Here is a 23,104-nt window from a genome sequence, read left to right on the forward strand (position 1 = left end):
AACTCGACACGCCAACGCGATCAAATCGATGGATCTGAGCATGAAGATCACATAAGTTGACCTCCGCTCGGCCGCTGCCGTCGGTGCCTGACCAGCACCAGAAGACGGGCGGCTGACTTCTACGGAGGGGAAACAACTTGAAGAGGGACACTGTCCGCTGTGCCGTACGGGCAGGCGCGATAGCCGTGCTCACTGCCGCAGTCATGGCCGGTACCACTGCCGGGGCTCTCGCGGCCGACGACTCCCAGCCGACGGGCGTGGCCACCGCACCGGACCAAGGACTCCAGGGGCTACGTCAACGAGCGGGATAAGTCGTTCCCGGTCGTCCTGCGCTTCGAGTGCTCAAAGCTCACCGTGAGCGGCTGGAGATACCGCAGCAACATAGGCAACGCAACACTGCGCAATGGCAACGGCTACTGGGGCGACCACAACGTGTTCTCCGAGACGGCCACCATCCACTGCGCCTAGGCGAACGACATCTGTCGTCGGCCTTCAGAGGATGCTGCCGATCACCGCCCGAATCCGACGTGTCGTACGGTGTGAGGTGTTGGTGTTGTGCACGCCCAACTGCCACGTGATGCACCGGGCGCAACCCAGCGAATGGAGAACGGGTGGAAGACGAACGCCGACGCCCTGATTCAGCGGACCTCGTCGTAGCAGGATGCGGATGGCTCCTGATCGTGGCCGTCATCGCCCTGCCCGGACTCATCCTGAACGACGGCCCATTGACGGCGTACATGGTCGTTGTGGGCGGGATCATCGGGTTCCTGTGGGTCCGCAGGAGGCTGTATCGCTGAGGGGGCTCCCCGTCAGCCGAGCGCTGCAGGCGGTATGACCGCTTGTCCGAGGGAGCCGTCCTGGGCAGGTCGGGGTTTCCGGCCTGTTCGGGGCGGCCCGATGCATCATCCGCGACAGCAAGACCCCTGACGGACCGGTCCTGCTCGTAGGCCGGTCCGCCTGGTCGGCGTTCATCGGTTCCGTGCGCTGACTACTGCCCGCTCACCATCTGCAGGATCCGGTTGAAAGCACGCGGGTTCGCGGATTCCTGGACGGGAGCGTGAGGAAACCTGCGCGCGGGATGGCCGTTGAGGGATCTCGGCGAGTGGGTTCGGTATGTCGGCGTGGATGGTCCGCGATGGTGAGTTCGGACCGGAGGTGGTCTGAGTGCTGGAGGGTGTAGAGGTTGAGGCCGTGAGCCTGTTTCCGAACCAGAGAGCCTATGGGCGCCGTGATCGTCAGCCGCTACGGTCGGCAATGGATCAAGGAGCTGGCCTTTGGGGGGATACATGAGGCGGGGACGTTCGCTGCGTTTGAAAGTTGTCGGCTTGGCTTGGGTTCTTGCTGCTGGCAGCGGGTGCACAGGTGGCGAGTCGTCGTCTCCCGGTGGGGAGATGTCTGCCGAGGCCCGGTCCTATCTGTCCAAGGCGTTGAACATCATGGAAGGAAACGCCCTGCGTCGAGATGACGTCGACTGGGCGGAGGTGCGACGGGCGGCTTTCACGCAGGCTGGCAGCGCCCAACATCCAGTCGACACATACCCTGTGATTGAGTTGGCGATCAGCGCTCTGGCAGACGGGCACAGCCAGCTCTTCCACCCCGATCGCGCGAAGGAACTGTTCAGCGGCGCGCCGGTCCGTTCACCTGTCGAGGGACGGGCCCTTCCCGGGCGTGTTGGGTACCTGTCGCTTCCCGGAGTGCTGGGGTCCGATGAGATCTATCAGCAGTACGTGCGGGAAGGCCGGGCGGCCGTAGCGAAAGCCAATCGGCCGACCGCATGCGGCTGGGTGATCGATCTGCGCCGGAACCGCGGTGGAAACATGTGGCCGATGCTCGCTGTCGTTGGGCCGATCCTCGGTGACGGTGACGCCGGAGGGTTCGTCGACGCCAAGGGTAAAAAGTCCGTGTGGTCGATCGAGAAGGGGAGCCCTCTCGTTGACGGGGAATCGCAGGGTTGGGGAACGAGCACGCCCATAGGCGCGGGATCTGCGCCGGTTGCTGTGCTCACCAGCCGTTCTACGGCTAGCTCCGGGGAAGCGGTGACCGTGGCATTGCGCGGACGCCCTGATACGCGGTCGTTCGGCGAGGAAACGACGGGTATTCCCACCGGCAACACGTCGTATCGGCTGTCCGATGGGGCTCTCCTCCTTCTGACCGTGTTCAAGGATGCCGACCGCACGGGCCGCACATATGACGGCCCCATTCCGCCCGACGAAGAAGTGGCCGACAACCTGGGCCGCGGTAGCAAGCGGGATCCGGTGTTGGAGGCTGCAACCGCATGGTTGTCCGATCATCCTGCCTGCGAGTAGGGCTCAAGCGGCCGTGGGGAGTGCGTAGCCGTGGGCGACGTCGCAGCGTTCGGCGGTGCGGGGCTTGTGGCGGGTGAGTCGCCTGGTCATGAGCGTGGTGGCGGCCCATGTGATGAGTGTTTCGCTCATCTCGGGGAGGCGTTCGTGGTCACGGCAGTGCCGGCGCGCCCTCAGCGGTTGTACGGCATGCCGCCGTACCGCCTGACCGCTACGTAGGTAGGTTTTTCTGTGGAGCGTTGACGACCATGCGTGTCTCCGAGGGCAACCCGTTTCCCGAAAGCCCCGCAGGACCCCCTCAGGACTCGTCGCGCCTCGGGTCGTCGTCCTTGTCCTCGTCGAGGGACTTCAGGAAGTCGGGGTTGTCGTCGGGGGCGACCCACTGCCGGGAGCGGCCGCCGCGGGCCCCGGACCAGCCGTCGGCGGCGGGGCTCCGCTTCTTGCCGGCGATGAGCCAGGAGATCGACCCGACGAGCGGAAAGACCAGCACGAGCAGCGCCCACAGCGGCTTGGGCATGTGACGGATGTCGTCGTCCTTCGTGCTGATGCAGTCGATGAACGCGTAGACGCTGAGCGCCAGTGGCACGAGAAACATCAGTACCCGGAGCATGTGGCCTCTCAGCGAAATCGGGTGGGTGGTTCCAGGCCAGGGTAGCGGCTCGGGGATACTGGACCCCATGGCTTACGACGATCTTCGCTCCCTGCTGAGGGCGCTGGAGCGCGAGGGTGACCTCAAGCGCATCAAGGCCGAGGTCGACCCGTATCTGGAGGTCGGGGAGATCGTCGACCGGGTCCAGAAGTCCGGCGGTCCCGCCCTGCTCTTCGAGAACGTGCGCGGCTCCAGCATGCCCCTCGCGATGAACGTGTTCGGCACGGACCGGCGGCTGCTGAAGGCCCTGGGCCTGAAGTCGTACGCCGAGATCTCCGAGCGGATCGGCGGGCTGCTCAAGCCCGAGCTGCCGCACGGCTTCGTCGGCGTGCGCGAGGCCTTCGGCAAGCTCGGCGCGATGACGCACGTGCCGCCGAAGAAGGTGAAGGACGGTCCCGTGCACGAGGTCGTCCTGACCGGGGACGACGTGGACCTCGACCAGCTCCCGGCCCTGTTCACGTGGCCGAAGGACGGCGGGTCGTTCTTCAATCTGGGGCTGACCCACACCAAGGACCCGGTCAGCGGCGTCCGCAATCTCGGGCTGTACCGGCTCCAGCGGCACGACAAGCGCACCATCGGCATGCACTGGCAGATCCACAAGGACAGCCGGAACCACTACCAGGTGGCCGCGCGCAGGGGCGAGCGGCTGCCCGTCGCGATCGCCTTCGGGTGTCCGCCCGCCGTGACGTACGCCTCCACCGCGCCGCTGCCCGGGGACATCGACGAGTACCTGTTCGCCGGGTTCCTGGCGGGCAAGCGGATCGAGATGGTCGACTGCAAGACCGTGCCGCTCCAGGTGCCGGCGCAGGCCGAGGTCGTGATCGAGGGCTGGCTGGAGCCGGGCGAGATGCTCCCCGAGGGGCCGTTCGGCGACCACACCGGCTTCTACACCCCGCAGGAGCCCTTCCCGGCGCTGAAGATCGACTGCGTGACGATGCGGAAGCGGCCGCTGCTCCAGTCGATCGTCGTGGGCAGGCCCCCGACGGAGGACGGGCCCCTCGGCCGGGCGACGGAACGCTTCTTCCTGCCGCTGCTGAAGATCATCGTGCCGGACATCGTGGACTACCACCTGCCGGAGGCGGGCGGTTTCCACAACTGCGCGATCGTCTCGATCGACAAGAAGTACCCGAAGCACGCGCAGAAGGTGATGCACGCCGTCTGGGGCGCGCACATGATGTCGCTGACCAAGCTGATCGTGGTCGTCGACTCCGACTGCGACGTGCACGACCTGCACGAGGTCGCCTGGCGGGCGCTGGGCAACACCGACTACGCCCGGGACCTGAGCATCGTCGAGGGCCCGGTCGACCATCTGGACCACGCCTCCTACCAGCAGTTCTGGGGCGGCAAGGCCGGTATCGACGCGACGAAGAAGTGGCCCGAGGAGGGCTACACGCGCGACGGCGGCTGGCCCGACATGGTGGAGTCGGATCCGGAGACGGCGGCGAAGGTGGACCGCCGCTGGAAGGAGTACGGCCTGTGAGTTCCGCTTCCGCCGCGATCCCGCAGCCGGGACGCACCAAGGCCTTCCTCCGGCTGGTGATGATCGAGCACTCGGTCTTCGCGCTGCCTTTCGCCTACATCGCCGCGCTCACGGCGATGTTCCAGTGGGACAAGAACATCCACTGGGGCAAGCTGCTGCTGGTCACCGTCTGCATGGTGGGCCTGCGCACCTTCGCGATGGCGGTCAACCGGATCATCGACCGGGAGATCGACGCCCGTAACCCGCGCACGGCGCAGCGCGAGCTGGTGACGGGCGCGATGTCGGTGAAGCACGCCTGGACGGGTGCGCTGATCGCCCTGGCCGTGTTCCTCGGCGCTGCGGCCCTGCTGAACCCGCTGTGCCTGGCGCTGGCCCCCATCGCGGTGATCCCGATGGTGATCTACCCGTACGGCAAGCGGTTCACGAACTTCCCGCAGGCCATCCTCGGCCTCGCCCAGGCGATGGGCCCGGTCGGCGGCTGGCTGGCGATCTCGGGTTCCTGGTCCTGGGACGCGGTGCTCCTCGGTCTCGCCGTCGGCGTCTGGATCGGCGGCTTCGACCTGATCTACGCCTGCCAGGACGTCGAGACCGACCGCGAGATCGGCGTCATGTCCGTCCCGGCCCGCTTCGGCATCCCGGCGGCCGTCTGGGGAGCGCGGGTCTGCCACGCGGTGACGACCGCCCTCTTCGTCTGGTACGCCCTCGCCACCGGCGCCGGTGCCTTCTTCTGGCTGGGCCTGCTGATCGTCGCCGCCGCGTTCCTCTACGAGCACTCGATCGTCCGCCCTCACGACCTGTCCCGCGTGAACCGCGCGTTCTTCAGCGTCAACGGCTTCATCGGGATTGCCCTGTTCGTGTGCGCGCTGCTGGATCTGCTGGTGCGGGGTCTGACGGTCTGATCACGGTGCGGTGAGCGCGCGGCCCCCTTGCGGGCGGCGGCGGAACAGGAACGCCGCCGCCACTCCCGCGAGCAGGCCCAGCAGATGGCCCTGCCAGCTGACGCCCGTCTGAGTCGGGGCCAGGCCCGCCAGGATCGAGCCGCCCCAGATCGAGGCGATCAGGACGCCCGCCAGGACGCCCCAGGGGCGGCGCTCGACGAAGCCGGTGACCAGGAGGAAGCCGAAGAGGCCGAAGATCACGCCGGAAGCGCCCGCGGTGTTGGAGTGGGCCGGGGCTATGAGCCACACGCCCAGGCCGTCCACGACGATGATCAGCGCGCACACCAGCAGGAACCGGCGCAGGCCCGCGAGCGCGGCGAGGAAGCCGAGGACCAGCAGCGGCACGGTGTTCGCCGCCAGATGGGCGAAGCCGAAGTGGATGAACGACGACGGGACGACGTCGACCAGCTCGGACGGGTCGCGCGGGGTGACGCCGAAGCCGTCCAGCGCGTGGCCCGTCGCCACGTCCACCACTTCCAGCAGCCACAGCAGCGCGACCCAGGCCAGCATCAGCTTGCCCGCGGCCAGCGCGCGGTCGCTCTGTGACCACCCGGCTTGCGGATCCGACATGGCGACCCCCAGTGCTCGCTCGTCCCCTCCATGCAACGGCCCGTACCCCTTGGCCGGTTCCCACCCTGGGACGCCGGATAGGCTCGGTCTTGTGAACCCAGTCAAGCCAGGCGAGACGCCGCGTACGCCTTGGATCGTAGGGGTGTCCGGCGCCTCCGGCACCCCGTATGCCGCTGCCGTGCTGCGGGCCCTTCTCGCCGCCGGCGAGAGCGTCGACCTCGTGGTGTCCCGGGCCTCCCGGCTCACCCTGCTGGACGAGACGGGGATCTCCTTCCGGGACGCCCACTGGCAGGCTGACCTGCGCGAATGGCTGTCCCGGGGCGCCGACGGCAAGCCGGACACCTTCTCCGTCGACATCGGCGCCGTACGGCACTGGAGCGCCGGCGACCTGGCCGCCGGGCCCTCCTCGGGGTCGTACCCCACCCAGGGCATGCTCATCGTGCCCGCCTCGACGGCGAGCGTGGCCGGAGTCGCGCTCGGTCTGTCGAAGGACCTGCTGCAACGGGCGGCGAGCGTGACCCTCAAGGAGGGCCGCAAGCTGATCGTGGCCGTGCGCGAGACCCCGCTGAACGGCCAGACCCTGCGGCATCTGGTCACCCTCGACGACGCGGGCGCGACGGTGGTGCCCGCCTCACCCGCCTTCTACGCGGGCGCGACGCACATCCAGGACCTGGTGGACTTCGTCGCCGGACGCGTACTCGACGCGGCGGGCGTGCCGCACGGTCTCTACCGCCGTTGGCAGGGTGAACTCGGCGGCGCACACCGCGACGGCTGAGCAGCACCCGAACCTCATCGGACTCAACGACAACTTCAGCGGAAGGCTTCGATCGCAATGGACGCGGTGGACAGGCAGCTCATCCAGGCCCTGAGGGAGAACGGCCGGGCCTCCTACGCGGAGCTGGGACGCCTCGTCGGACTGTCGGGACCCAGCGTCACCGACCGCATCAACCGGCTGGAGGCGGCCGGTGTCATCACCGGCTACCGGGCCACCGTCGACGCCGCCACGCTCGGCCTCGGCGTCACCGCCCTGGTCGGCATCTCACTCTCCGACGCCACCGACCACGAGGACGTGGCCCAGCGGTTGAAGGACCTCTCGGAGATCGAGGACTGCTGGTTCATCGCGGGCGACGACTCGTACATGCTCAAGGTGCGGGCGGCGAACGTGGACGGCCTGGAGAAGATGATCCGGCGGCTCAGCGGAATCGAGGGCGTCTCCCGCACGCGTACGACGATCGTGCTCTCCACGAAGTGGGAGAACCGGGTCGGGGAGCTGCCCGAAGAGGAGTAGGCCCGAAGGGCCGTCTGGGGGCACCTCCCGCCCGAAGGGTGGGGGCGTACGGTTGGGGACGTCGTCGATGAAAGGTGTGGGCATGGATCTCGGGCTCAAGCGCGAGCTGGAGGAGAAGGTCAGGGCGGGTGTCCGCCTGACCCGTGAGGACGGCATCGCGCTGTACGAGTCGGACGACCTGGCCTGGCTCGGCGGCCTCGCGCACGAGGTGCGGACGCGCAAGAACGGCGACGTCGTGCACTTCAACGTCAACCGGCACCTCAACATGACGAACGTGTGCACGGCCTCCTGCGCGTACTGCTCCTTCCAGCGCAAGCCGGGGGAGAAGGACGCGTACACGATGCGCATCGAGGAGGCCGTGAAGCTCGCGAAGTCGATGGAGTCGGAGAACCTCACCGAGCTGCACATCGTCAACGGGCTGCACCCGAACCTGCCGTGGCGGTACTACCCGCGGTCGCTGCGGGAGCTGAAGGCGGCGCTGCCGCACGTCTCGCTGAAGGCGTTCACGGCCACCGAGATCCACCACTTCGAGACGATCTCCGGGATGAGCGCCAGCGAGATCCTCGACGAGCTGATCGACGCGGGGCTGGAGTCGCTGACCGGTGGTGGCGCCGAGATCTTCGACTGGGAGGTCCGGCAGCACATCGTGGACCACCGCACCCACTGGGAGGACTGGTCCCGGATCCACCGGCTCGCGCACGAGAAGGGTCTGAAGACCCCGTGCACGATGCTGTACGGGCACATCGAGGAGCCCCGGCACCGGGTGGACCACGTGCTGCGGCTGCGTGAGCTGCAGGACGAGACCGGCGGCTTCCAGGTCTTCATTCCGCTGCGGTACCAGCACGACTTCGTCGACATGCAGGACGGCAAGGTGCGGAATCGCCTCCAGGCGCGGACGCAGATGGCGACGGGGGCGGAGGCGCTGAAGACCTTCGCGGTGTCGCGGCTGCTGTTCGACAACGTGCCGCACGTCAAGGTGTTCTGGGTGATGCACGGGGTGCAGACGGCGCAGCTTGCGTTGCAGCACGGTGCGGACGACATGGACGGGTCGGTCGTCGAATACAAGATCACCCACGACGCGGACAACTACGGGACGCCGAACAAGCTGACGCGTGAGGATCTGCTGGATCTGATCCGTGATGCCGGGTTCCGGCCCGTGGAGCGGAACACCCGGTACGAGATCATCCGGGAGTACGAGGGGTCCGACCCGGAGCGGCGGGAGTCGCCGCAGCCGATGCGGGTCTGACTCCGTCGATGGGGGGTGCGGGCGCGTGGGGGTTGTTCGCGCCCCGCGGCGGAGCCGCAATTCGGCAGGGTCCCGCGCCCCTGAGTGGGGTACCCGGAGGGCATGGTCAGGACCTCGGCGCCTGAGGACGCTTACACCGCTGAGCCCTTCTTGCCCGAGCGAGGCGGTCTTCCCGCTCTGCGGAAGGCCGCTGCCGAGTGCCGGGGGTGTCCGCTGCACCGGGACGCCACCCAGACCGTGTTCGGGGCCGGCAGCACGGACGCTCGGGTCATGCTCGTGGGGGAGCAGCCCGGGGATCAGGAGGACCGGCAGGGGAAGCCGTTCGTCGGGCCCGCCGGGAAGCTGCTGGACCGGGCCTTGGAGGAGGCCGGCATCGACCCCTCCGAGGTCTATGTCACCAATGCCGTGAAGCACTTCAAGTTCACGCAGTCCGAGCCCCGGAAGCGGCGGATCCACAAGGCGCCGAGCCTGCGGGAGACGACCGCGTGCGGACCCTGGCTGGCGGCTGAACTCGCGGTCGTGGAGCCGGAGCTGATCGTCGTCCTGGGGGCCACCGCCGGGAAGGCGCTGCTCGGGTCCTCGTTCCGGGTCACGCAGGTGCGGGGGACGGTGCTGGAGGAGGAGATCCACGGTCGGGCCGAGCGACTGGTGCCGACCGTGCATCCGTCGTCGGTGCTGCGGTCCGACGATCGGGAGGCGGCGTACCGGGGGCTGGTGTCGGACCTGAAAGTGGCGGCGGACGCCCTGTCGTAATAGCTACAATCGGTCCATGCCCCTTACCTTCACGCTCGACCCCGCCGTCACCCCCGAGCTGCGTGACGGCCTGCTCGATCTGTGGACCGATGTCTCCAACGCCGGCGGAGCCGTCGGGTACGTGCCGCCGGTGACGCGGGAGGAGATCCGCCCCGCGCTGGTGCAGCACTTCGCGTCGATGGCGGAGGGCCGGGTCAAACTCCTCGTCGGGCACGACGAGGAGGGGCGGGTCGCGGCGACCGCGTTCCTCACTTTCAACACGCATCACCTGATGACGCACTGGCTGTGGCTGTACACCGTGATGGTGCACCCGCGGCACCAGGGGAAGGGCTACGGCCGGGATCTGCTGGGTGCCGCCGCGGACGCGGCCCGGGGCATGGACGGGATCGAGTCGATCCGGCTCACCTGCCGGGGCGGTCTCGGCCTCGAGCGGTTCTACGGTTCCTGCGGATACAAGGAGGTCGGGCGGATCCCCGGGGCGATCCGGGTGGCGCCGGGAGACGACCGGGACGACGTCATCATGCTGCTGCCCCTCGCCTGAACCCCCGTGCGAGACCGTCCGCTCGGCGTGCTTCACTGGACGGTGCCCCTTTGGGTGCGTTCTGGCCGTTCGAACCGGAAGAGTGGATTGAGATGCTCCGCTACACGCTGATGCGCCTCGGAATCTTCGTGGGCTGCCTCGTGGTGGTCTGGGGCGCCGTCTACTCCGGCATCGCCCCGCGCGGGCTCGGCAACAGCAACGGGCTGTGGATCGTGGCCCTCGCCCTGCTCATCTCCGCGCCGATCAGCCTGGTCGTGCTGCGCAAGGAGCGGGACCGGGCGTCGGTCCAGGTCGCGCAGCGGGTCGACCGGATGAAGGCCAACCTGGACGCCAACCGCAACCAGGAGGACGTGGGCGACGACACCACCCGGGCCCAGGGGCAGACCTCGTAAGGTCCTGTACGCGCGTTCCGGCGCCCCGTTTCCGTACATGCTCGGAAACGGGGCGCTTTGCGTTGTATGGGTGTGTGTGCGTCATCACCTGTCAAAGTCAGGCTTTGGGGTCCCCAAAGCTCAGGTGTTAAGGTCGTTGTATGAAGTCAGCAGTCGCGCCCCTTTCGCCCCTGAGCGTTCCGCTCGTGGCGCGCCTGCACGTGGATCTCTGTCGGTGCGCGTCCGCTTTCTGTCGTCCCTGACGTAACGCAACCCCCCCGCCGTATCCCACGTCAGCTTCCCTACGCGTCCCCCCAACGGAGTCAGTCCGTGTCCTCACACACGAAGTCCTTCAAGGTGCCCTTCTGGGCCCAGATACTCGCCGGTCTCGTCCTGGGCGTGCTGCTCGGCTGGCTCGCCCGCGACCTGGACCTGTCCTGGCTGGTCACGACCCTGGAGAAGGTCGGTGACACCTTCATCGGGCTGCTGAAGCTCGCGGTCGCCCCGCTCGTCTTCTTCGCGATCCTGGTCTCGATCACCAACCTGCGGAAGGTCAACAACGCGGCCCGCCTGGCCTCGCGTACCCTCCTGTGGTTCATGGTCACGTCGCTGATCGCGGTCAGCATCGGCCTGGTCATCGGTCTGCTGACCAACCCCGGCTCCGGTACCGGCCTCACGCCCAAGGACGGCGGGAAGCCCGAGGACACCGGCTCCTGGATCGACTTCCTGACGGGCATCGTCCCGACCGACGTCATCACGCCGTTCACCGAGCTGAACGTGCTGCAGATCGTCTTCATGGCCGCCGTCGCCGGTATCGCCGCCCTCCAGCTCGGCGAGAAGGCCCAGCCCATCCTCACCCTGAGCGAGTCCGTCCTCAGCCTGCTCCAGAAGGCGCTGTGGTGGGTCATCCGGCTCGCCCCGCTCGGCACGATCGGCCTCATCGGTTACGCCATCGCCACCTACGGCTGGGACCTGATCGGCAAGTACGCGACGTTCACCGCCGACATCTACGTCGGCTGCCTCATCGTGATGTTCGGCGTCTACCCGACGCTGCTCGCGACCGTCGCCAAGGTCAACCCGGTCCAGTTCTTCAAGGGTGCCTGGCCCGCGATCCAGCTGGCCTTCGTCTCCCGCTCCTCCGTGGGCACCATGCCGCTGACGCAGAAGGTCACCGAGCGGCTCGGCGTGCCGAAGGAGTACGCGTCCTTCGCGGTGCCGTTCGGCGCGACGACCAAGATGGACGGCTGCGCCGCGATCTACCCGGCGATCGCCGCGATCTTCGTGGCCCAGATCTTCGACATCCAGCTGGGTGTCGGCGACTACCTGCTGATCGCGTTCGTCTCGGTGGTCGGCTCCGCCGCCACGGCCGGTCTGACCGGCGCGACGGTCATGCTGACCCTCACCCTGTCCACCCTCGGCCTGCCGATGGAGGGCGTGGGCCTGCTCCTCGCGATCGACCCGATCCTGGACATGATCCGCACCGCGACCAACGTCGCCGGGCAGGCGCTGATCCCGGTCCTGGTCTCGGCCCGCGAGAACCTGCTCGACCGCGACGCGTACGCCACGGCCGACGGCTCCTCCCTGGACGAGCCGCTCGACGAGCCGCGCGACAAGGCCGAGCCGGTCCCCGCGACCGCCTGACAGCCGACGGAACGGACGCGTCGACGGGCCCCCTTGGCGGTCCTCCTCCGGTTTCCCGGGCGAGGGCCGTCCAGGGGGCCCGTACGCTAAGCGGTATGGGTGCCGTGAAGACCAAGCGGATGCCGCGTGCGGTCCGTGAACAGCAGATGCTGGACGCCGCCGTACAGACCTTCGGCCAACGGGGCTACATGGCCGCGTCGATGGACGAGATAGCCGAACTCGCCGGCGTGTCCAAGCCGTTGGTGTACCTGTACCTCAACTCGAAGGAAGACCTCTTCACCGCCTGCATCCGCCGGGAGGCGGGGGCCCTCGTCGAGGCGGTGCGGGCCGGGGTCCGCCGCGACCTGCCCGCCGACCGGCAACTCTGGGAAGGCCTCCGCGCCTTCTTCGCGCACACCGGCGAGAACCCGGACGCGTGGTCGGTCCTGCACCTCCAGGCCCGTACGCACGGCGAGCCGTTCGCCGCCGAGATCACCGCGATGCGCGAGGAGATCGTCGCGTTCGTGACCCAGCTGATCCTCGCCGGTGCCCGGGAGGCCCACCGCGACCCCGACCTGCCGGAGCGTGAGGTCGCCGGGCTCGCCGAAGCCCTGGTCGGCGCAGCCGAGTCGCTCGCCGCCTGGGCCAACGCCACCCCGGGCGTCACGGCCCGCCAGGCCGCGGCCACCCTGATGAACTTCGCCTGGGCGGGGCTCGGCGACCTCATGGCCGGGCGGCCCTGGGCACCTCCGGAGGAGCCGGCGGGCCCTCACGCCGGGTAGACGTCCCCCGTCACATGGATCCGGTCCTCCCGGCCGCGCAGCTCGAAGCGGCCGTCCTGCGCCGCGTACGTCACCGTCCCGGGCAGCAGGACCGGTGCCCTGAACTCCGCCCGCACATGGCAGCACTCCGTGACGCCGTGCGCGGCGAGGCAGCGGGCCACCGTCCACATGCCGTGGGCGATGGCCCGGGGGAAGCCGAACAGCCGGGCCGTGAGCGGGTGCAGGTGGATCGGGTTGCGGTCCCCGGAGGCGGCCCCGTAGCGGCGCCCGACATCCCCGGCGAGCCGCCACTCGGCGACCGCGGGCGGCGGCTTGCGTACCTCCGGCTCCCGGGGAGCCGCGGCCGGCCGGTGCGTGCGGTGCCGGGCCAGGTACGTGCTCCTCGACTCCCATACGACGTCCCCGCCGCCGCGCACCTCGGTGACGATCCTGGCCTCCGTGCCGCGCCGGTGGGGGACCAACCCCTCGACATGCACGGAGAGTTCGTACGAGCCGCCGGTCGGCATCCGTGCGTGCCGGGTGACGGTGATCGACGTGTGGACGAGACCGAGCAGCGGCAGCGGGAAGCCCCGGCCGCTCATCAGCCGCATGGCCAGGGGGAAGCCGAGCACGTGCGGATACGTCACCGGCAGTGCGTCCTCCCCGGTCGGGAACCCGCAGACCCGCTCGTACGCCGCGAGCCGCGCGAGGTCGACGCGCAGGCCCGGCAGGACGAGCCGGGTGCGGGGGAACTCCGCGTCGGGGCTGGGGCGTTTGAAGGGGGACAGCAGGGCGCCGCGGGCCAGGAGCGGGGCGAGGGAGGGGGACTGGGCGAGGGCGACGTCGCTCGGGCCGGCCATCACGCCCCCAGCAGGCTCTGGCCGCACACGCGGACGACCTGGCCGTTGACCGCGCCCGAGGCCGGGTGGGCCAGCCAGGCGGTGGTCTCGGCGACATCGGCCGGGAGGCCGCCCTGGGCGAGGGAGTTCATCCGGCGGCCCGCCTCGCGGATGAACAGCGGGACGGCGGCCGTCATCTTCGTCTCGATGAAGCCGGGCGCGACCGCGTTGACCGTCACGCCGTGCTCCGCCAGCGCGCGCGGCGCGAGGGAGCGGACCATGCCGACGACGCCCGCCTTGCTTGCCCCGTAGTTGGTCTGGCCGGCGTTGCCGGCGATCCCCGCGATCGAGGCGGTGGCGACGATCCGGCCGCCGCGCTTCAGCGTGCCGTCCTTCAGCAGGGCGTCCGTGGTGCGCAGCACGCTCGCCAGATTCACTTCGAGGACGGAGATCCAGCGCTCGGAGGGCATGTTCACCAAGCGCCGGTCACGGGTGATGCCCGCGTTGTGGATCAGCAGGTCCAGGCCGTCGGGCAGGGCCTCGGCGATCCGCGCACCCGCGTCCGCGGCCGTCATGTCGAGCAGCAGCGCGGTACCGCCGAGCCGGTCGGCGACGCGCCGGGCGTCCTGCTCGGCCTGCGGCACATCGAGCACCACGACCCGGGCACCGTCCCGGGCGAGGGTCTCGGCGACCGCTTCGCCGATACCCCGCGCGGCACCGGTGACGAGGGCGGTGCGGCCGGTCAGGGGGCGGTCCCCGTCGGGAGGAGTCGTCTCCTGGGGTGCTCCCACCTCGATCACCTGCCCGCTGACGTACGCCGACTTCGGCGACAGCAGGAAGCGGAGGGTGGACTCCGCGGCGGCGGCGTCCGTGAGCCGGACCAGGTTCACCGTCCTGCCCCGGCCGATCTCCTTGCCGAGGGAGCGCGTGAAGCCCTCCAGGGCCTGCTGCGCCGCGGCCTGGTGGTGGTCGGCGGGGTCGAGCGGCGCGCCGAGCACCACCACGCGCCCGCTCGCTGCGACCGACCGTACGGCGGGATGCAGGGCGGCATGCACCTCCGCCAGGCCTTCGACGTCCCGCACCCCGGTCGCGTCCAGGGCGACGGCGGCCACGCGGTCCGAGCCGGCCGGGCCGTTCCCCGCACGGGCCAGGACCGGAGCCAGGCCGAGGGTGGACCGGCCGACGGTGAGGTGCCGCAGGCCGCCGTCCAGGGCGGGCCGCTCGGGGGACCAGCGGGTCAGCGCCGCGGGCTGCGGCAGTCCCAGCCGGCGGGTGAGGAAGCGGCCGGGCGCGGTACCGGTAAAGCTCAGATAGCGGTCGGCCATTGACAACTCCCAGTTCCCGACGACGGCTCAGTGACGCCCCACTCCTGCTTACTCTGGAGTAAGGTTACCGGAGGTAAGGCTACGTCACAGGCGAGGAGCAGGTCGACATGAGCCCCCAGCAGCTGTCGCCGTCGGTGCGGCGCGTGGCGATCGTCGGCGGAGCGCGCATCCCCTTCGCCCGTTCCGACGGCCCCTACGCCACCGCCTCCAACCAGCAGATGCTCACCGCCGCCCTCGACGGCCTCGTCGAGCGCTACGGGCTCCGGGAGCCGGGCGCGGTCGGCGAGTTCGTCGCCGGGGCCGTACTCAAGCACAGCCGCGACTTCAACCTCGCCCGCGAGACCGTCCTCGGCTCGGAACTCCACCCGCGCACCCCCGCCTACGACATCCAGCAGGCCTGCGGCACAGGCCTCCAGGCCGTCATCGCCGCCGCCAACAAGATCGCCCTCGGCCAGACGGAGTCGGCCGTCGCGGGCGGCGCCGACACCGCCAGCGACGCGCCCCTCGGCGTCAACGACTCCCTGCGCCGCATCCTCCTGGAGGCCCGCCGGGCGAAGTCGCTCGGCGGCCGCGTGAAGGCCCTGGCGAAGGTGCGCCCCGGCCACCTCGCCCCCGACATCCCGCGCAACGCCGAGCCGCGCACCGGCCTGTCCATGGGCGAACACGCCGCCGTCACCGCCCGCGAATGGGGCATCGCCCGCGAGGCGCAGGACGAACTCGCGGCCACCAGTCACCAGCGGCTGGCGGCGGCCTACGAACGCGGCTTCTTCCAGGACCTGGTCGTCCCCTTCCGCGGCCTGGCCCGCGACCAGAACCTGCGCCCCGGCTCGACGGTGGAGAAACTCGCCTCCCTGAAGCCGGTGTTCGGGCTCGACCACCCCGACCCGACCATGACGGCCGGGAACTCCACCCCGCTGACGGACGGCGCGGCCACCGTCCTGCTGGCGAGCGAGGAGTGGGCCCGCGAGCGCGGCCTGGAGCCGCTGGCGTACCTCACCGCGTACGAGACGGCGGCCGTCGACTTCGTGGGCGGCGATGTGGCCGGCGGCGAGGACGGCCTGCTCATGGCGCCCGCCCACGCCGTCCCGCGCATGCTGGAGCGGGCCGGGATGGGCCTGGACGACTTCGACCTCGTCGAGATCCACGAGGCGTTCGCCTCCCAGGTGCTGGCCACGCTCGCCGCCTGGGAGAAGCGGGGCCTGGGCACGGTGGACCGCGCCCGGCTGAACGTCGCCGGCTCCTCCCTCGCCACCGGCCACCCCTTCGCCGCCACCGGCGCCCGGATCGTCGCCACCCTGGCCAAGCTCCTCACCGAACGGGACGCCCCCGCCCGCGGGTTGATCTCCGTCTGCGCGGCGGGCGGGCAGGGGGTGACGGCGATCCTGGAACGGGCCTGAGAGCACGGCGTACAAAACCTGAAGGACTCTCACCTAACCCCCGAGATTGCACAGGCCTGGCTCCGGACCACCCCCGAACCCGCACAGACCCGCCACGTGAGCGCCGTACGATCCCGTTCCTACCGTCAGTAACCCCTTTCTGGGGGTTCAGCCGGTTGAGCGCCTCGGCGTGCGAGGCACGTACGTCATGCAGCAAGCAGTCTTCGCTGCACGCCCCAGGAGCCGCCCGTGTCCACTGCGTATCCCTCCTCCGCCTACGGCGACGTGTACGGAGGGCCGGTCCTGGTCGAGCCCGAGGTGCGGCGGATGGACGGGGCGGTACGGGAGGCCTCCGTACCGCCGCTGGCCCCGCCGTGGACGCACGGGTCGCTCGCCGACCTGCCCTTCGACAACGCGACCGCGCATCCGGATGCCGTGGTGCTCAGCCGCAAGGACGCCGACGGGTCCTGGAGCGACGTCACGGCGGCACAGTTCGCCGACCAGGTGAGGGCCGTGGCGAAGGGCCTGATCGCCGAGGGCCTGATGCCGGGCGACCGGATCGCCGTGATGGCCCGCACCATCTACGAGTGGACCGTCCTGGACTTCGCCGCCTGGGCGGCCGGACTGGTCACCGTCCCCGTCTACCCCACCTCCTCCGTCTTCCAGGCCCGCTGGATCCTCCAGGACTCCGGCGCGGTCGCCCTGGTCACCGAGACCGCCGCGCAGGCCGCCGCCCTCGGCCCGGAGCGGGAGCGGCTGCCCGACCTCCAGCACCTGTGGATCGTCGAGAAGGGCCATGTGGACCGGCTCGCCGAAGCCGGGGCGCACCTGCCCGACCAGGAGGTCGAGGTGCGGCGCGGCATGCTCGGCCCCGACACCCTCGCCACCCTCGTCTACACCTCCGGCACCACGGGCCGCCCCAAGGGCTGCGCGCTCACCCACGGCAACTTCTTCGCCGAGGTCGACAACGCCATCGAGCTGCTCTACCCCGTCTTCCGGGCGAAGACCAGCGAAGAGGCCTCGGTCCTGCTGTTCCTGCCGATGTCCCACGTCTTCGGCCGCATGGTGGCGATCGCCTGCATCCGGGCCCGCGTCCGGCTGGGCCACGCGCCCAGCATCAAGGCCGAGCACCTGCTGCCGGACCTGGCCAGCTTCCGTCCGACGTGTCTGCTGGCCATCCCGTACATGCTGGAGAAGGTCTTCAACTCGGCCCGCGCCAAGGCAGAGGCCGGCGGCCGCGTCTCGTCGTTCGACCGTGCGGCGTCGGTGGCGCAGCGCTACGGAGAGGCCCTGGAGGCCCAGCAGACGGGCACCGGCCCCGGCCCCTCCCGCGCCCTCAGGACCGCCCGGGCCTTCTACGACCCCCTGGTCTACCGCCGGATCCGCACCGCCATGGGCGGCAGAGTCCGCTACGCCATCTGCGGCGGCTCCCCGCTCGGCCGCCGTCTCGCCGCGTTCTACGCCGGTGCCGGCATCGAGATCTTCGAGGGCTACGGCCTGACGGAGACCACCGGCGCGAGCACCGTCACCCCGCCCCTGAAACCCCGGCTGGGCACCGTCGGCTGGCCGCTGCCCGGCACCCGCGTGCGCATCGCCGCCGACGGGGAGATCCTCGTCGGCGGCGACCACGTGCTGCGCGGCTACTGGGACCCGCAGGCCGGCGGCGTCGTCCCCGCCGCCCCCGACGGCTGGCTCGCCACCGGCGACCTGGGCGAACTGGACGACGAGGGCTACCTGACGATCACCGGCCGCAAGAAGGAACTGCTGATCACCGCGGGCGGCAAGAGCGTCGCCCCGGCCCCGCTGGAGAACTGGCTGCGCTCGCATCCGCTGATCTCCCAGTGCCTCGTCCTGGGCGACGGCCGCCCCTTCGTCTCGGCGCTGATCACCCTCGACCCGGACGGCATCACCCACTGGCGCCAGATGAACGGCAAGCATCCCGTCCCGCCCACGCTCCTCGTCGACGACGAGGAACTGCGCGCCGTCCTGCAACGCGCCGTCGACGACGCCAACAAACTGGTCTCCCGCCCGGAGTCCATCCGCCGCTTCGCCGTCCTCCCCGAGGACTTCACGGAGGAGGCGGGCCATCTGACCCCGTCGATGAAACTCCGCCGGGAGGCCGTGCTGCGCGCGTTCGCCGCAGAAGTAGAGGGTCTGTACACGCAGTGAGGCACCTTTGCGATCTCTTCACACGTGGTTCTTGACGACGCACGGCGTCTGCCCGTTGGCTTTCGACCATCTCGTCACGATGCTCCCCCCATCGGAAGGCACCACCAGTGATAGCGCGCAACACCCGTCAGGCCGCCGTGCGGCACATCTCCGTGGCCCTGGCGGTCTCCGTATCGGCCCTGTCTCTCGCCGCCTGCGGCGACGGCGGGAGTGACGACACCGCCGCGAAGAAGGGCAACGACATCACGGTGGGCCTGCTGCTGCCCGACCGGGACACGGCACGCTTCGAGAAGTTCGACTACCCGCTGATCAAGGAGGAGGTCGCGTCCCTCACGCAGAACAAGGGCACGGTCCGCTACGCCAACGCCGAGGCCAGCGCGACCAGACAGAGCGAGCAGTTCCAGAAGATGATCGCCGACAAGGTGGACGTCATCCTCGTCGACGCCCTGAACTCCAAGACCATCGCCACGGACGTGCAGAAGGCCAAGGACGCCGGCATCCCGGTCATCGCCTACGACCGGCTCGCCGAGGGCCCGATCGACGCCTACGTCTCCCACGACAACGAACTCGTCGGCCAGGTCCAGGGCCGCGCCATCGTCGGGGAACTCGGCGACAAGGCCGCGAAGAGCAAGGTCGTCATGATGAACGGCGACCCCGCCGACCCCAACACCGCACGCTTCAAGGACGGCGCGCTCAGCGAACTCCAGGGCCAGGTCGACATCGTCGAGCAGTTCGACACCAAGGAGTGGAAGCCCGCGATCGCCAAGGCGAACATGAAGAAGGCGATCCAGACCGTCGGGCTGAACAACATCGCCGCCGTCTACTCGGCCAACGACGGCATGGCGGGCGCCGTCATCGAGGCGCTGGAGGACGCCGGGGCCACCAGGATGCCGCCGGTGACCGGACAGGACGCCAACCTCGACGCGGTACAGCGGGTCGTCTCCGGCGAGCAGTACATGACCGTGTACAAGTCCTTCCTGCTGGAGGCGACCAACGCGGCGAAGATCGCGGTGGCCAAGGTCCAGGGCCGTGCCATCGAGTTCGCCGCGCTGACCCGCGAGACGGTCGACAGCCCGACGCAGAAGAACATCCCGGCGATGCTGGTGCCGGTGGTCGCCCTCACCAAGGACAACATCAAGGAGACGGTGATCACGGACGGCGTGTACACCGTCAAGAACATCTGCACCTCCGAGTACAAGGCGGACTGCGCGGCGATCGGCCTCGAGTAGCGGACGCGCGGTGGGGGCCGCACGGGTCTTGACTTCGCAAGACCCCCGCGCGACATTCCCCACCCCTTTCGCGTTCTCGCAGGGCTGGAGCCGCCATGACCCCACGCACCGACACCTCGGACACTGCCGGATCCCCGTCCCGAAGACGACTGCTGGCCGGGGCCGCCGGTGCCGGTCTCGCGGTCGCGGCGGGAGTGCAACAGGGCGCCCGGGCGGCGGACTTACCCCCGCTCGGCACCTACGACGTCGTCGTCATCGGCTCCGGCGCCGCCGGCATGACCGCCGCGCTGACGGCCGCGCGCCAGGGCCTGAGCTGCGTCGTCGTGGAGAAGGCCCCGACCTTCGGCGGCTCGGCCGCCCGCTCCGGTGCCGGGATCTGGATCCCGAACAACCCGGTGATCCTTGCTGCCGGGGTCCCGGACACCCCCGCGAAGGCCGCCGCCTACCTCGCCGCGGTCGTCGGCCCGGACGTCCCCGCCGACCGGCAGCGGGCCTTCCTCACCCACGGCCCGGCGACGCTCTCCCTCGTCATGGCGAACAGCCCGCTCCGGTTCCGATGGATGGAGGGTTACAGCGACTACTACCCCGAGCTGCCCGGCGGCCTGCCGAACGGCCGCTCCATCGAGCCGGACCAGCTCGACGGCAACGTCCTGGGCGCCGAGCTGGCGCACCTGAACCCGCCGTACATGGACGTCCCCGCCGGCATGGTGGTGTTCAGCGCCGACTACAAGTGGGTCGCCCTGGCCGCCGTGAACGCCCGGGGCGCCGCCGTCGCCGCCCAGTGCCTCGCCCGTGGCGCGAAGGCGGCGACGCTCGGCCAGAAGCCCCTGACGATGGGCCAGGCGCTGGCGGCGGGCCTGCGGGCGGGGCTGCGCTCGGCCGGGGTCCCGGTATGGCTGAACACGCCCCTGACGGACCTCCACGTCGAGAACGGCACGGTGACGGGAGCCGTCGTCACCCGCGACGGCGCCCCCGGCCTGGTCCGCGCCCGCCGGGGCGTGATCGTCGGCTCGGGCGGCTTCGAGCACAACGCGGCGATGCGGAACCGCTACCAGCGGCAGCCCATCGGCACGGAGTGGACCGTCGGGGCGAAGGAGAACACCGGCGACGGCATCCGGGCGGGGGAGCGGCTGGGCGCGGCCCTCGACCTGATGGAGGACGCCTGGTGGGGCCCCGCGATCCCCCTTCCCGGCCAGCCCTATTTCTGCCTGGCCGAACGCACCCTGCCCGGCGGACTGTTGGTGAACGGCTCGGGCCGGCGCTTCGTCAACGAGGCCGCGCCCTACAGCGACGTCGTGCACACCATGTACGACGTCCACGACACCGAACCGGCCATCCCGTGCTGGCTCGTCGTCGACCAGAACTACCGCAACCGGTACCTCTTCAAGGACGTCCTGCCGACGCTGCCCTTCCCCGACGCCTGGTACGACTCGGGGGCCGCGCACAAGGAGTGGACCCTGGACGCGCTGGCGGCCTCGATCGGCGTCCCCGCGGCGGCCCTGCGCACCAGCGTGAACCGCTTCAACGCCCAGGCGCGACGGGGCGAGGACCCCGACTTCCACCGGGGCGACAGCGCCTACGACCACTACTACACGGACCCGTCGGTCCTCCCCGACTCCTGTCTGGCCCCCCTCTGGCTCCCCCCGTACCACGCCTTCCGCATCGTCCCCGGCGACCTCGGCACGAAGGGCGGCCTCCGCACGGACGCCCGGGCCCGGGTGCTGCGGGAGGACGGCTCGGTGATCCCGGGGCTGTACGCGGCGGGCAACGCCAGCGCGGCCGTGATGGGCCACAGCTACGCGGGGGCGGGGTCGACGATCGGCCCGGCGATGACGTTCGGGTACATCGCGGCGAGGGACATCGCGGGGCTCCTCTAGGGGCCGGGCCGCCGGGGGCGTGTGGCCGGCGGCGGGTCCGCTCTGGGGAGAGTGCACCCCGCTGCGGGGGCCGCTCGGGCATCGCACGTGGGGCTGGGCGATGCCCGAGCGGCCGCTCACGACGGCTCGCGGCGGGTGAGGCTCCGCCCTGGTTGCCGCTACCTGCGTCGGCGCAACGCCAACGCCCGCAACCCCGATGTCCTCGCCGCCCAGCGCAAGGAACGCGCCCGCGTCCGCAAGGAGAAGGGCATCCGCTGGGGCGGGCGCCCCCTCGCCACAGCAGCCTGACCGCTCAACCCGGTGACCGGAACCGATCACTGGGCAGCTCAGCCATGGGCCACGCTTGTCGGGCCGGGCAGCAGTGGGACAGGGTGAGCCGATGTCCTGGACGTGGTAGGGGTTACGCCTGTCCCCGTGCTTGGTGCCGCTTTGCGTACGACCAGGTCACCGCGGTCATCAGGGCCGGGATGGCGAACAGCGGGGCGAAAGCGAACCCCCAGACGGTCTGTGCCGTACCGCTCGACATGTACGTCTGGCTCTCGACGGTGAAGGCGACCACGAGTTGCCACAGTGCCACCAGGACCAGGACGCCCGAGGCGGTCCAGGCCAGCGGGGCGAGGACCCTGGGGTGCAGCGGCCTCCACCGGTCGCTGACGAGCAGCAGCGGAAACAGAGCGGCCAGCTCAGTGAGGACGGAGAGGCCGACGACGTATGCGATGCCCCAGCCCGGGATGTCGAAGACGTCGCGCAGCACTTGGTCGCTGTAGCCCACATAGACACCGGATGCCATGGCGATCCGCCACAGGCCGGACGGGACGGCGCACAGAGCGATGGCGTGTGCGGCGCGGCGAGCCCAGACAGGCGCAGGTACGGAGGCGGGGAGAGGGGCGGTCGCTGTCGTCATGACGTACATGCTGGCCCTGGACATGGCGGCCACGCTTCGTCCGTTACGGCGGACCGTATCCGCCCTGCGGATGAGGGCGCACCCGTTGAGGGAGGACCTGAGGATGGCTCGATCGCCGGACGAGCCGGGTTGTCCAACCGTCCGGCGATCGAGCACATCGCGACCAACCCGGTGAACGTTCGCGGTCATGGCACTAGGGGGCCGTCTCGGCCGGCTTGCGGGCCACGAGGCTCGCCTGGGCGACCGGCTCGCCGCTCGCTTCGTCCGGCTCGCGCACCGTCCGGGCACGAAGGGTGAAACCGGCGGCTTCCAGCAGGGCCGAGAGGTGCTCCGGCCGGCGGCGCCGGAAGGTCAGGGCCACCGGGTGGCCGAAGGCCTCCTCGTAACGGCGGGGCTCGTCACCGCACTGGAACCCGAGGAGGAGGTGGCCGCCGGGCCGCAGGACGCGGTGGAAACCGGCGAAGAGGGCGGGCAGGTGCTCATCGGGTGTGTGGATGATCGAGTACCAGGACACGACACCGTCGAGGGAGCCGTCCGGCAGGTCCAGCTCCAGCATCGAGCCCTGCACGAACCGCAGGCCCGGGTTCTCACGGCGGGCGATCGCGAGCATCGACTCCGACAGGTCCAGCCCGAACACCGACAGCCTCCGGGATGCCAGGTACGCCGTCACCCGCCCGGGTCCGCACCCCAGGTCGGCGACCTCGCCCCCCGCACCCACCAGCTCCGCGAAACCGTGGAGCACGCCCCGGTCCAGGGGCGTCCCCGGGCCCAGATCCTGGAAGTGGGCGGCGTAATCCTCGGCCAGGGTGTCGTAGAACACGCGCGTCTCGGTCACGAAGTCAGCGGCGTCGGTCATGGCCGGAGA

Annotated in this window: 24 protein-coding genes and 1 pseudogene; 18 read left to right on the forward strand and 7 right to left on the reverse strand. The window is 70.2% G+C overall.

Annotated elements, in window-relative coordinates; genetic code table 11:
* Positions 1-904 precede the first annotated feature (904 nt).
* Complete coding sequence (locus tag G3I77_RS41240; protein WP_374386421.1) at positions 905-988, forward strand: DUF397 domain-containing protein; 84 nt, start codon at positions 905-907, stop codon at positions 986-988.
* 403 nt (positions 989-1,391) lie between these two features.
* On the forward strand, positions 1,392-2,306 hold the full coding sequence (locus G3I77_RS22945; RefSeq protein ID WP_248506672.1) for a S41 family peptidase: 915 nt from the start codon (positions 1,392-1,394) through the stop codon (positions 2,304-2,306).
* A gap of 3 nt (positions 2,307-2,309) precedes the next feature.
* On the opposite strand, the gene G3I77_RS41245 is transcribed toward G3I77_RS22945, so the two are convergent.
* Both G3I77_RS41245 and G3I77_RS22955 read right to left on the reverse strand, forming a co-directional pair.
* Positions 2,310-2,435 carry a hypothetical protein gene (locus G3I77_RS41245; RefSeq protein WP_374386280.1) on the reverse strand — a complete coding sequence of 42 codons (126 nt, stop codon included), beginning with the start codon at positions 2,433-2,435 and terminating at the stop codon, positions 2,310-2,312.
* Between the two features lie 166 nt (positions 2,436-2,601).
* Positions 2,602-2,913, reverse strand: coding sequence for a PLD nuclease N-terminal domain-containing protein (locus G3I77_RS22955; RefSeq protein WP_248506674.1), 312 nt, complete (start codon positions 2,911-2,913; stop codon positions 2,602-2,604).
* Between the two features lie 67 nt (positions 2,914-2,980).
* Here G3I77_RS22955 and G3I77_RS22960 point away from each other — a divergent pair, with 67 nt between their 5' ends.
* Positions 2,981-4,432: a menaquinone biosynthesis decarboxylase gene (locus G3I77_RS22960; RefSeq protein ID WP_248506677.1), complete on the forward strand. Its 1,452-nt coding sequence runs from the start codon at positions 2,981-2,983 to the stop codon at positions 4,430-4,432.
* The gene (gene mqnP, locus G3I77_RS22965; protein WP_248506680.1) at positions 4,429-5,331 is read left to right on the forward strand and encodes a menaquinone biosynthesis prenyltransferase MqnP; all 903 of its coding nucleotides are present in this window, start codon (positions 4,429-4,431) and stop codon (positions 5,329-5,331) included. The genes G3I77_RS22960 and mqnP overlap by 4 nt, the downstream gene beginning before the upstream one ends.
* Here the strand turns inward: mqnP and G3I77_RS22970 are convergent, their stop codons facing one another.
* Positions 5,332-5,940: a rhomboid family intramembrane serine protease gene (locus G3I77_RS22970; RefSeq protein WP_248506683.1), complete on the reverse strand. Its 609-nt coding sequence runs from the start codon at positions 5,938-5,940 to the stop codon at positions 5,332-5,334.
* Positions 5,941-6,031: 91 nt separating this feature from the next.
* Between G3I77_RS22970 and G3I77_RS22975 the strand changes: the two genes are divergently transcribed.
* The 9 genes from G3I77_RS22975 to G3I77_RS23010 all read left to right on the forward strand — a co-directional run bounded on the left by G3I77_RS22975 (position 6,032) and on the right by G3I77_RS23010 (position 12,541).
* Positions 6,032-6,715: a UbiX family flavin prenyltransferase gene (locus G3I77_RS22975; RefSeq protein ID WP_248506687.1), complete on the forward strand. Its 684-nt coding sequence runs from the start codon at positions 6,032-6,034 to the stop codon at positions 6,713-6,715.
* A gap of 57 nt (positions 6,716-6,772) precedes the next feature.
* Positions 6,773-7,228, forward strand: coding sequence for an Lrp/AsnC family transcriptional regulator (locus tag G3I77_RS22980; RefSeq protein WP_248506688.1), 456 nt, complete (start codon positions 6,773-6,775; stop codon positions 7,226-7,228).
* 82 nt (positions 7,229-7,310) lie between these two features.
* On the forward strand, positions 7,311-8,474 hold the full coding sequence (mqnE, locus tag G3I77_RS22985; RefSeq protein WP_248506689.1) for an aminofutalosine synthase MqnE: 1,164 nt from the start codon (positions 7,311-7,313) through the stop codon (positions 8,472-8,474).
* Between the two features lie 102 nt (positions 8,475-8,576).
* Positions 8,577-9,227 (forward strand): UdgX family uracil-DNA binding protein, encoded by a 651-nt coding sequence (locus tag G3I77_RS22990; RefSeq protein WP_248506690.1) that lies wholly within the window; start codon positions 8,577-8,579, stop codon positions 9,225-9,227.
* 16 nt (positions 9,228-9,243) lie between these two features.
* On the forward strand, positions 9,244-9,768 hold the full coding sequence (locus tag G3I77_RS22995; RefSeq protein ID WP_248506691.1) for a GNAT family N-acetyltransferase: 525 nt from the start codon (positions 9,244-9,246) through the stop codon (positions 9,766-9,768).
* 92 nt (positions 9,769-9,860) lie between these two features.
* The gene (locus G3I77_RS23000) at positions 9,861-10,160 is read left to right on the forward strand and encodes a DUF4229 domain-containing protein (RefSeq protein ID WP_248506692.1); all 300 of its coding nucleotides are present in this window, start codon (positions 9,861-9,863) and stop codon (positions 10,158-10,160) included.
* Positions 10,161-10,300: 140 nt separating this feature from the next.
* Positions 10,301-10,402, forward strand: a complete 102-nt coding sequence (locus G3I77_RS41250; RefSeq protein ID WP_374386294.1) for a putative leader peptide — start codon at positions 10,301-10,303, stop codon at positions 10,400-10,402.
* A 67-nt stretch (positions 10,403-10,469) separates the two neighbouring features.
* A complete protein-coding gene (locus G3I77_RS23005) occupies positions 10,470-11,780 on the forward strand; it encodes a dicarboxylate/amino acid:cation symporter (protein WP_248506694.1) in 1,311 nt (436 codons plus the stop codon).
* A 95-nt stretch (positions 11,781-11,875) separates the two neighbouring features.
* Positions 11,876-12,541: a TetR/AcrR family transcriptional regulator gene (locus G3I77_RS23010; protein WP_248506696.1), complete on the forward strand. Its 666-nt coding sequence runs from the start codon at positions 11,876-11,878 to the stop codon at positions 12,539-12,541.
* Here G3I77_RS23010 and G3I77_RS23015 read toward each other — a convergent pair.
* Both G3I77_RS23015 and G3I77_RS23020 read right to left on the reverse strand, forming a co-directional pair.
* The gene (locus tag G3I77_RS23015) at positions 12,529-13,380 is read right to left on the reverse strand and encodes a MaoC/PaaZ C-terminal domain-containing protein (protein ID WP_248506698.1); all 852 of its coding nucleotides are present in this window, start codon (positions 13,378-13,380) and stop codon (positions 12,529-12,531) included. The two genes, G3I77_RS23010 and G3I77_RS23015, sit on opposite strands and share 13 nt — an antisense overlap.
* Positions 13,380-14,684: a 3-oxoacyl-ACP reductase gene (locus G3I77_RS23020; protein WP_248506700.1), complete on the reverse strand. Its 1,305-nt coding sequence runs from the start codon at positions 14,682-14,684 to the stop codon at positions 13,380-13,382. The genes G3I77_RS23015 and G3I77_RS23020 overlap by 1 nt, the downstream gene beginning before the upstream one ends.
* Positions 14,685-14,791: 107 nt before the next feature.
* Between G3I77_RS23020 and G3I77_RS23025 the strand changes: the two genes are divergently transcribed.
* The 5 genes and pseudogenes from G3I77_RS23025 to G3I77_RS23045 all read left to right on the forward strand — a co-directional run.
* Positions 14,792-16,081 (forward strand): acetyl-CoA C-acetyltransferase, encoded by a 1,290-nt coding sequence (locus G3I77_RS23025; protein ID WP_248506702.1) that lies wholly within the window; start codon positions 14,792-14,794, stop codon positions 16,079-16,081.
* Positions 16,082-16,309: 228 nt separating this feature from the next.
* Positions 16,310-18,229, forward strand: coding sequence for an AMP-dependent synthetase/ligase (locus G3I77_RS23030; protein WP_248506704.1), 1,920 nt, complete (start codon positions 16,310-16,312; stop codon positions 18,227-18,229).
* Between the two features lie 107 nt (positions 18,230-18,336).
* Positions 18,337-19,458: a sugar ABC transporter substrate-binding protein gene (locus tag G3I77_RS23035; protein ID WP_248506706.1), complete on the forward strand. Its 1,122-nt coding sequence runs from the start codon at positions 18,337-18,339 to the stop codon at positions 19,456-19,458.
* A gap of 95 nt (positions 19,459-19,553) precedes the next feature.
* The gene (kstD, locus tag G3I77_RS23040; RefSeq protein ID WP_248506708.1) at positions 19,554-21,335 is read left to right on the forward strand and encodes a 3-oxosteroid 1-dehydrogenase; all 1,782 of its coding nucleotides are present in this window, start codon (positions 19,554-19,556) and stop codon (positions 21,333-21,335) included.
* Positions 21,336-21,494: 159 nt separating this feature from the next.
* Positions 21,495-21,623 (forward strand): annotated as a pseudogene (locus G3I77_RS23045) (IS630 family transposase); the annotation flags it as partial.
* A 112-nt stretch (positions 21,624-21,735) separates the two neighbouring features.
* Here G3I77_RS23045 and G3I77_RS23050 read toward each other — a convergent pair.
* Together G3I77_RS23050 and G3I77_RS23055 are read right to left on the reverse strand one after the other, a co-directional pair.
* A complete protein-coding gene (locus tag G3I77_RS23050) occupies positions 21,736-22,248 on the reverse strand; it encodes a hypothetical protein (protein ID WP_308311411.1) in 513 nt (170 codons plus the stop codon).
* A 184-nt stretch (positions 22,249-22,432) separates the two neighbouring features.
* Entirely contained in the window at positions 22,433-23,095 is a 663-nt protein-coding gene (locus G3I77_RS23055; RefSeq protein WP_248506712.1) for a class I SAM-dependent methyltransferase, read from the reverse strand.
* Positions 23,096-23,104: the final 9 nt, after the last annotated feature.

It is taken from the genome of Streptomyces sp. D2-8, from assembly GCF_023184515.1.
Taxonomy (GTDB): Bacteria; Actinomycetota; Actinomycetes; order Streptomycetales; family Streptomycetaceae; genus Streptomyces.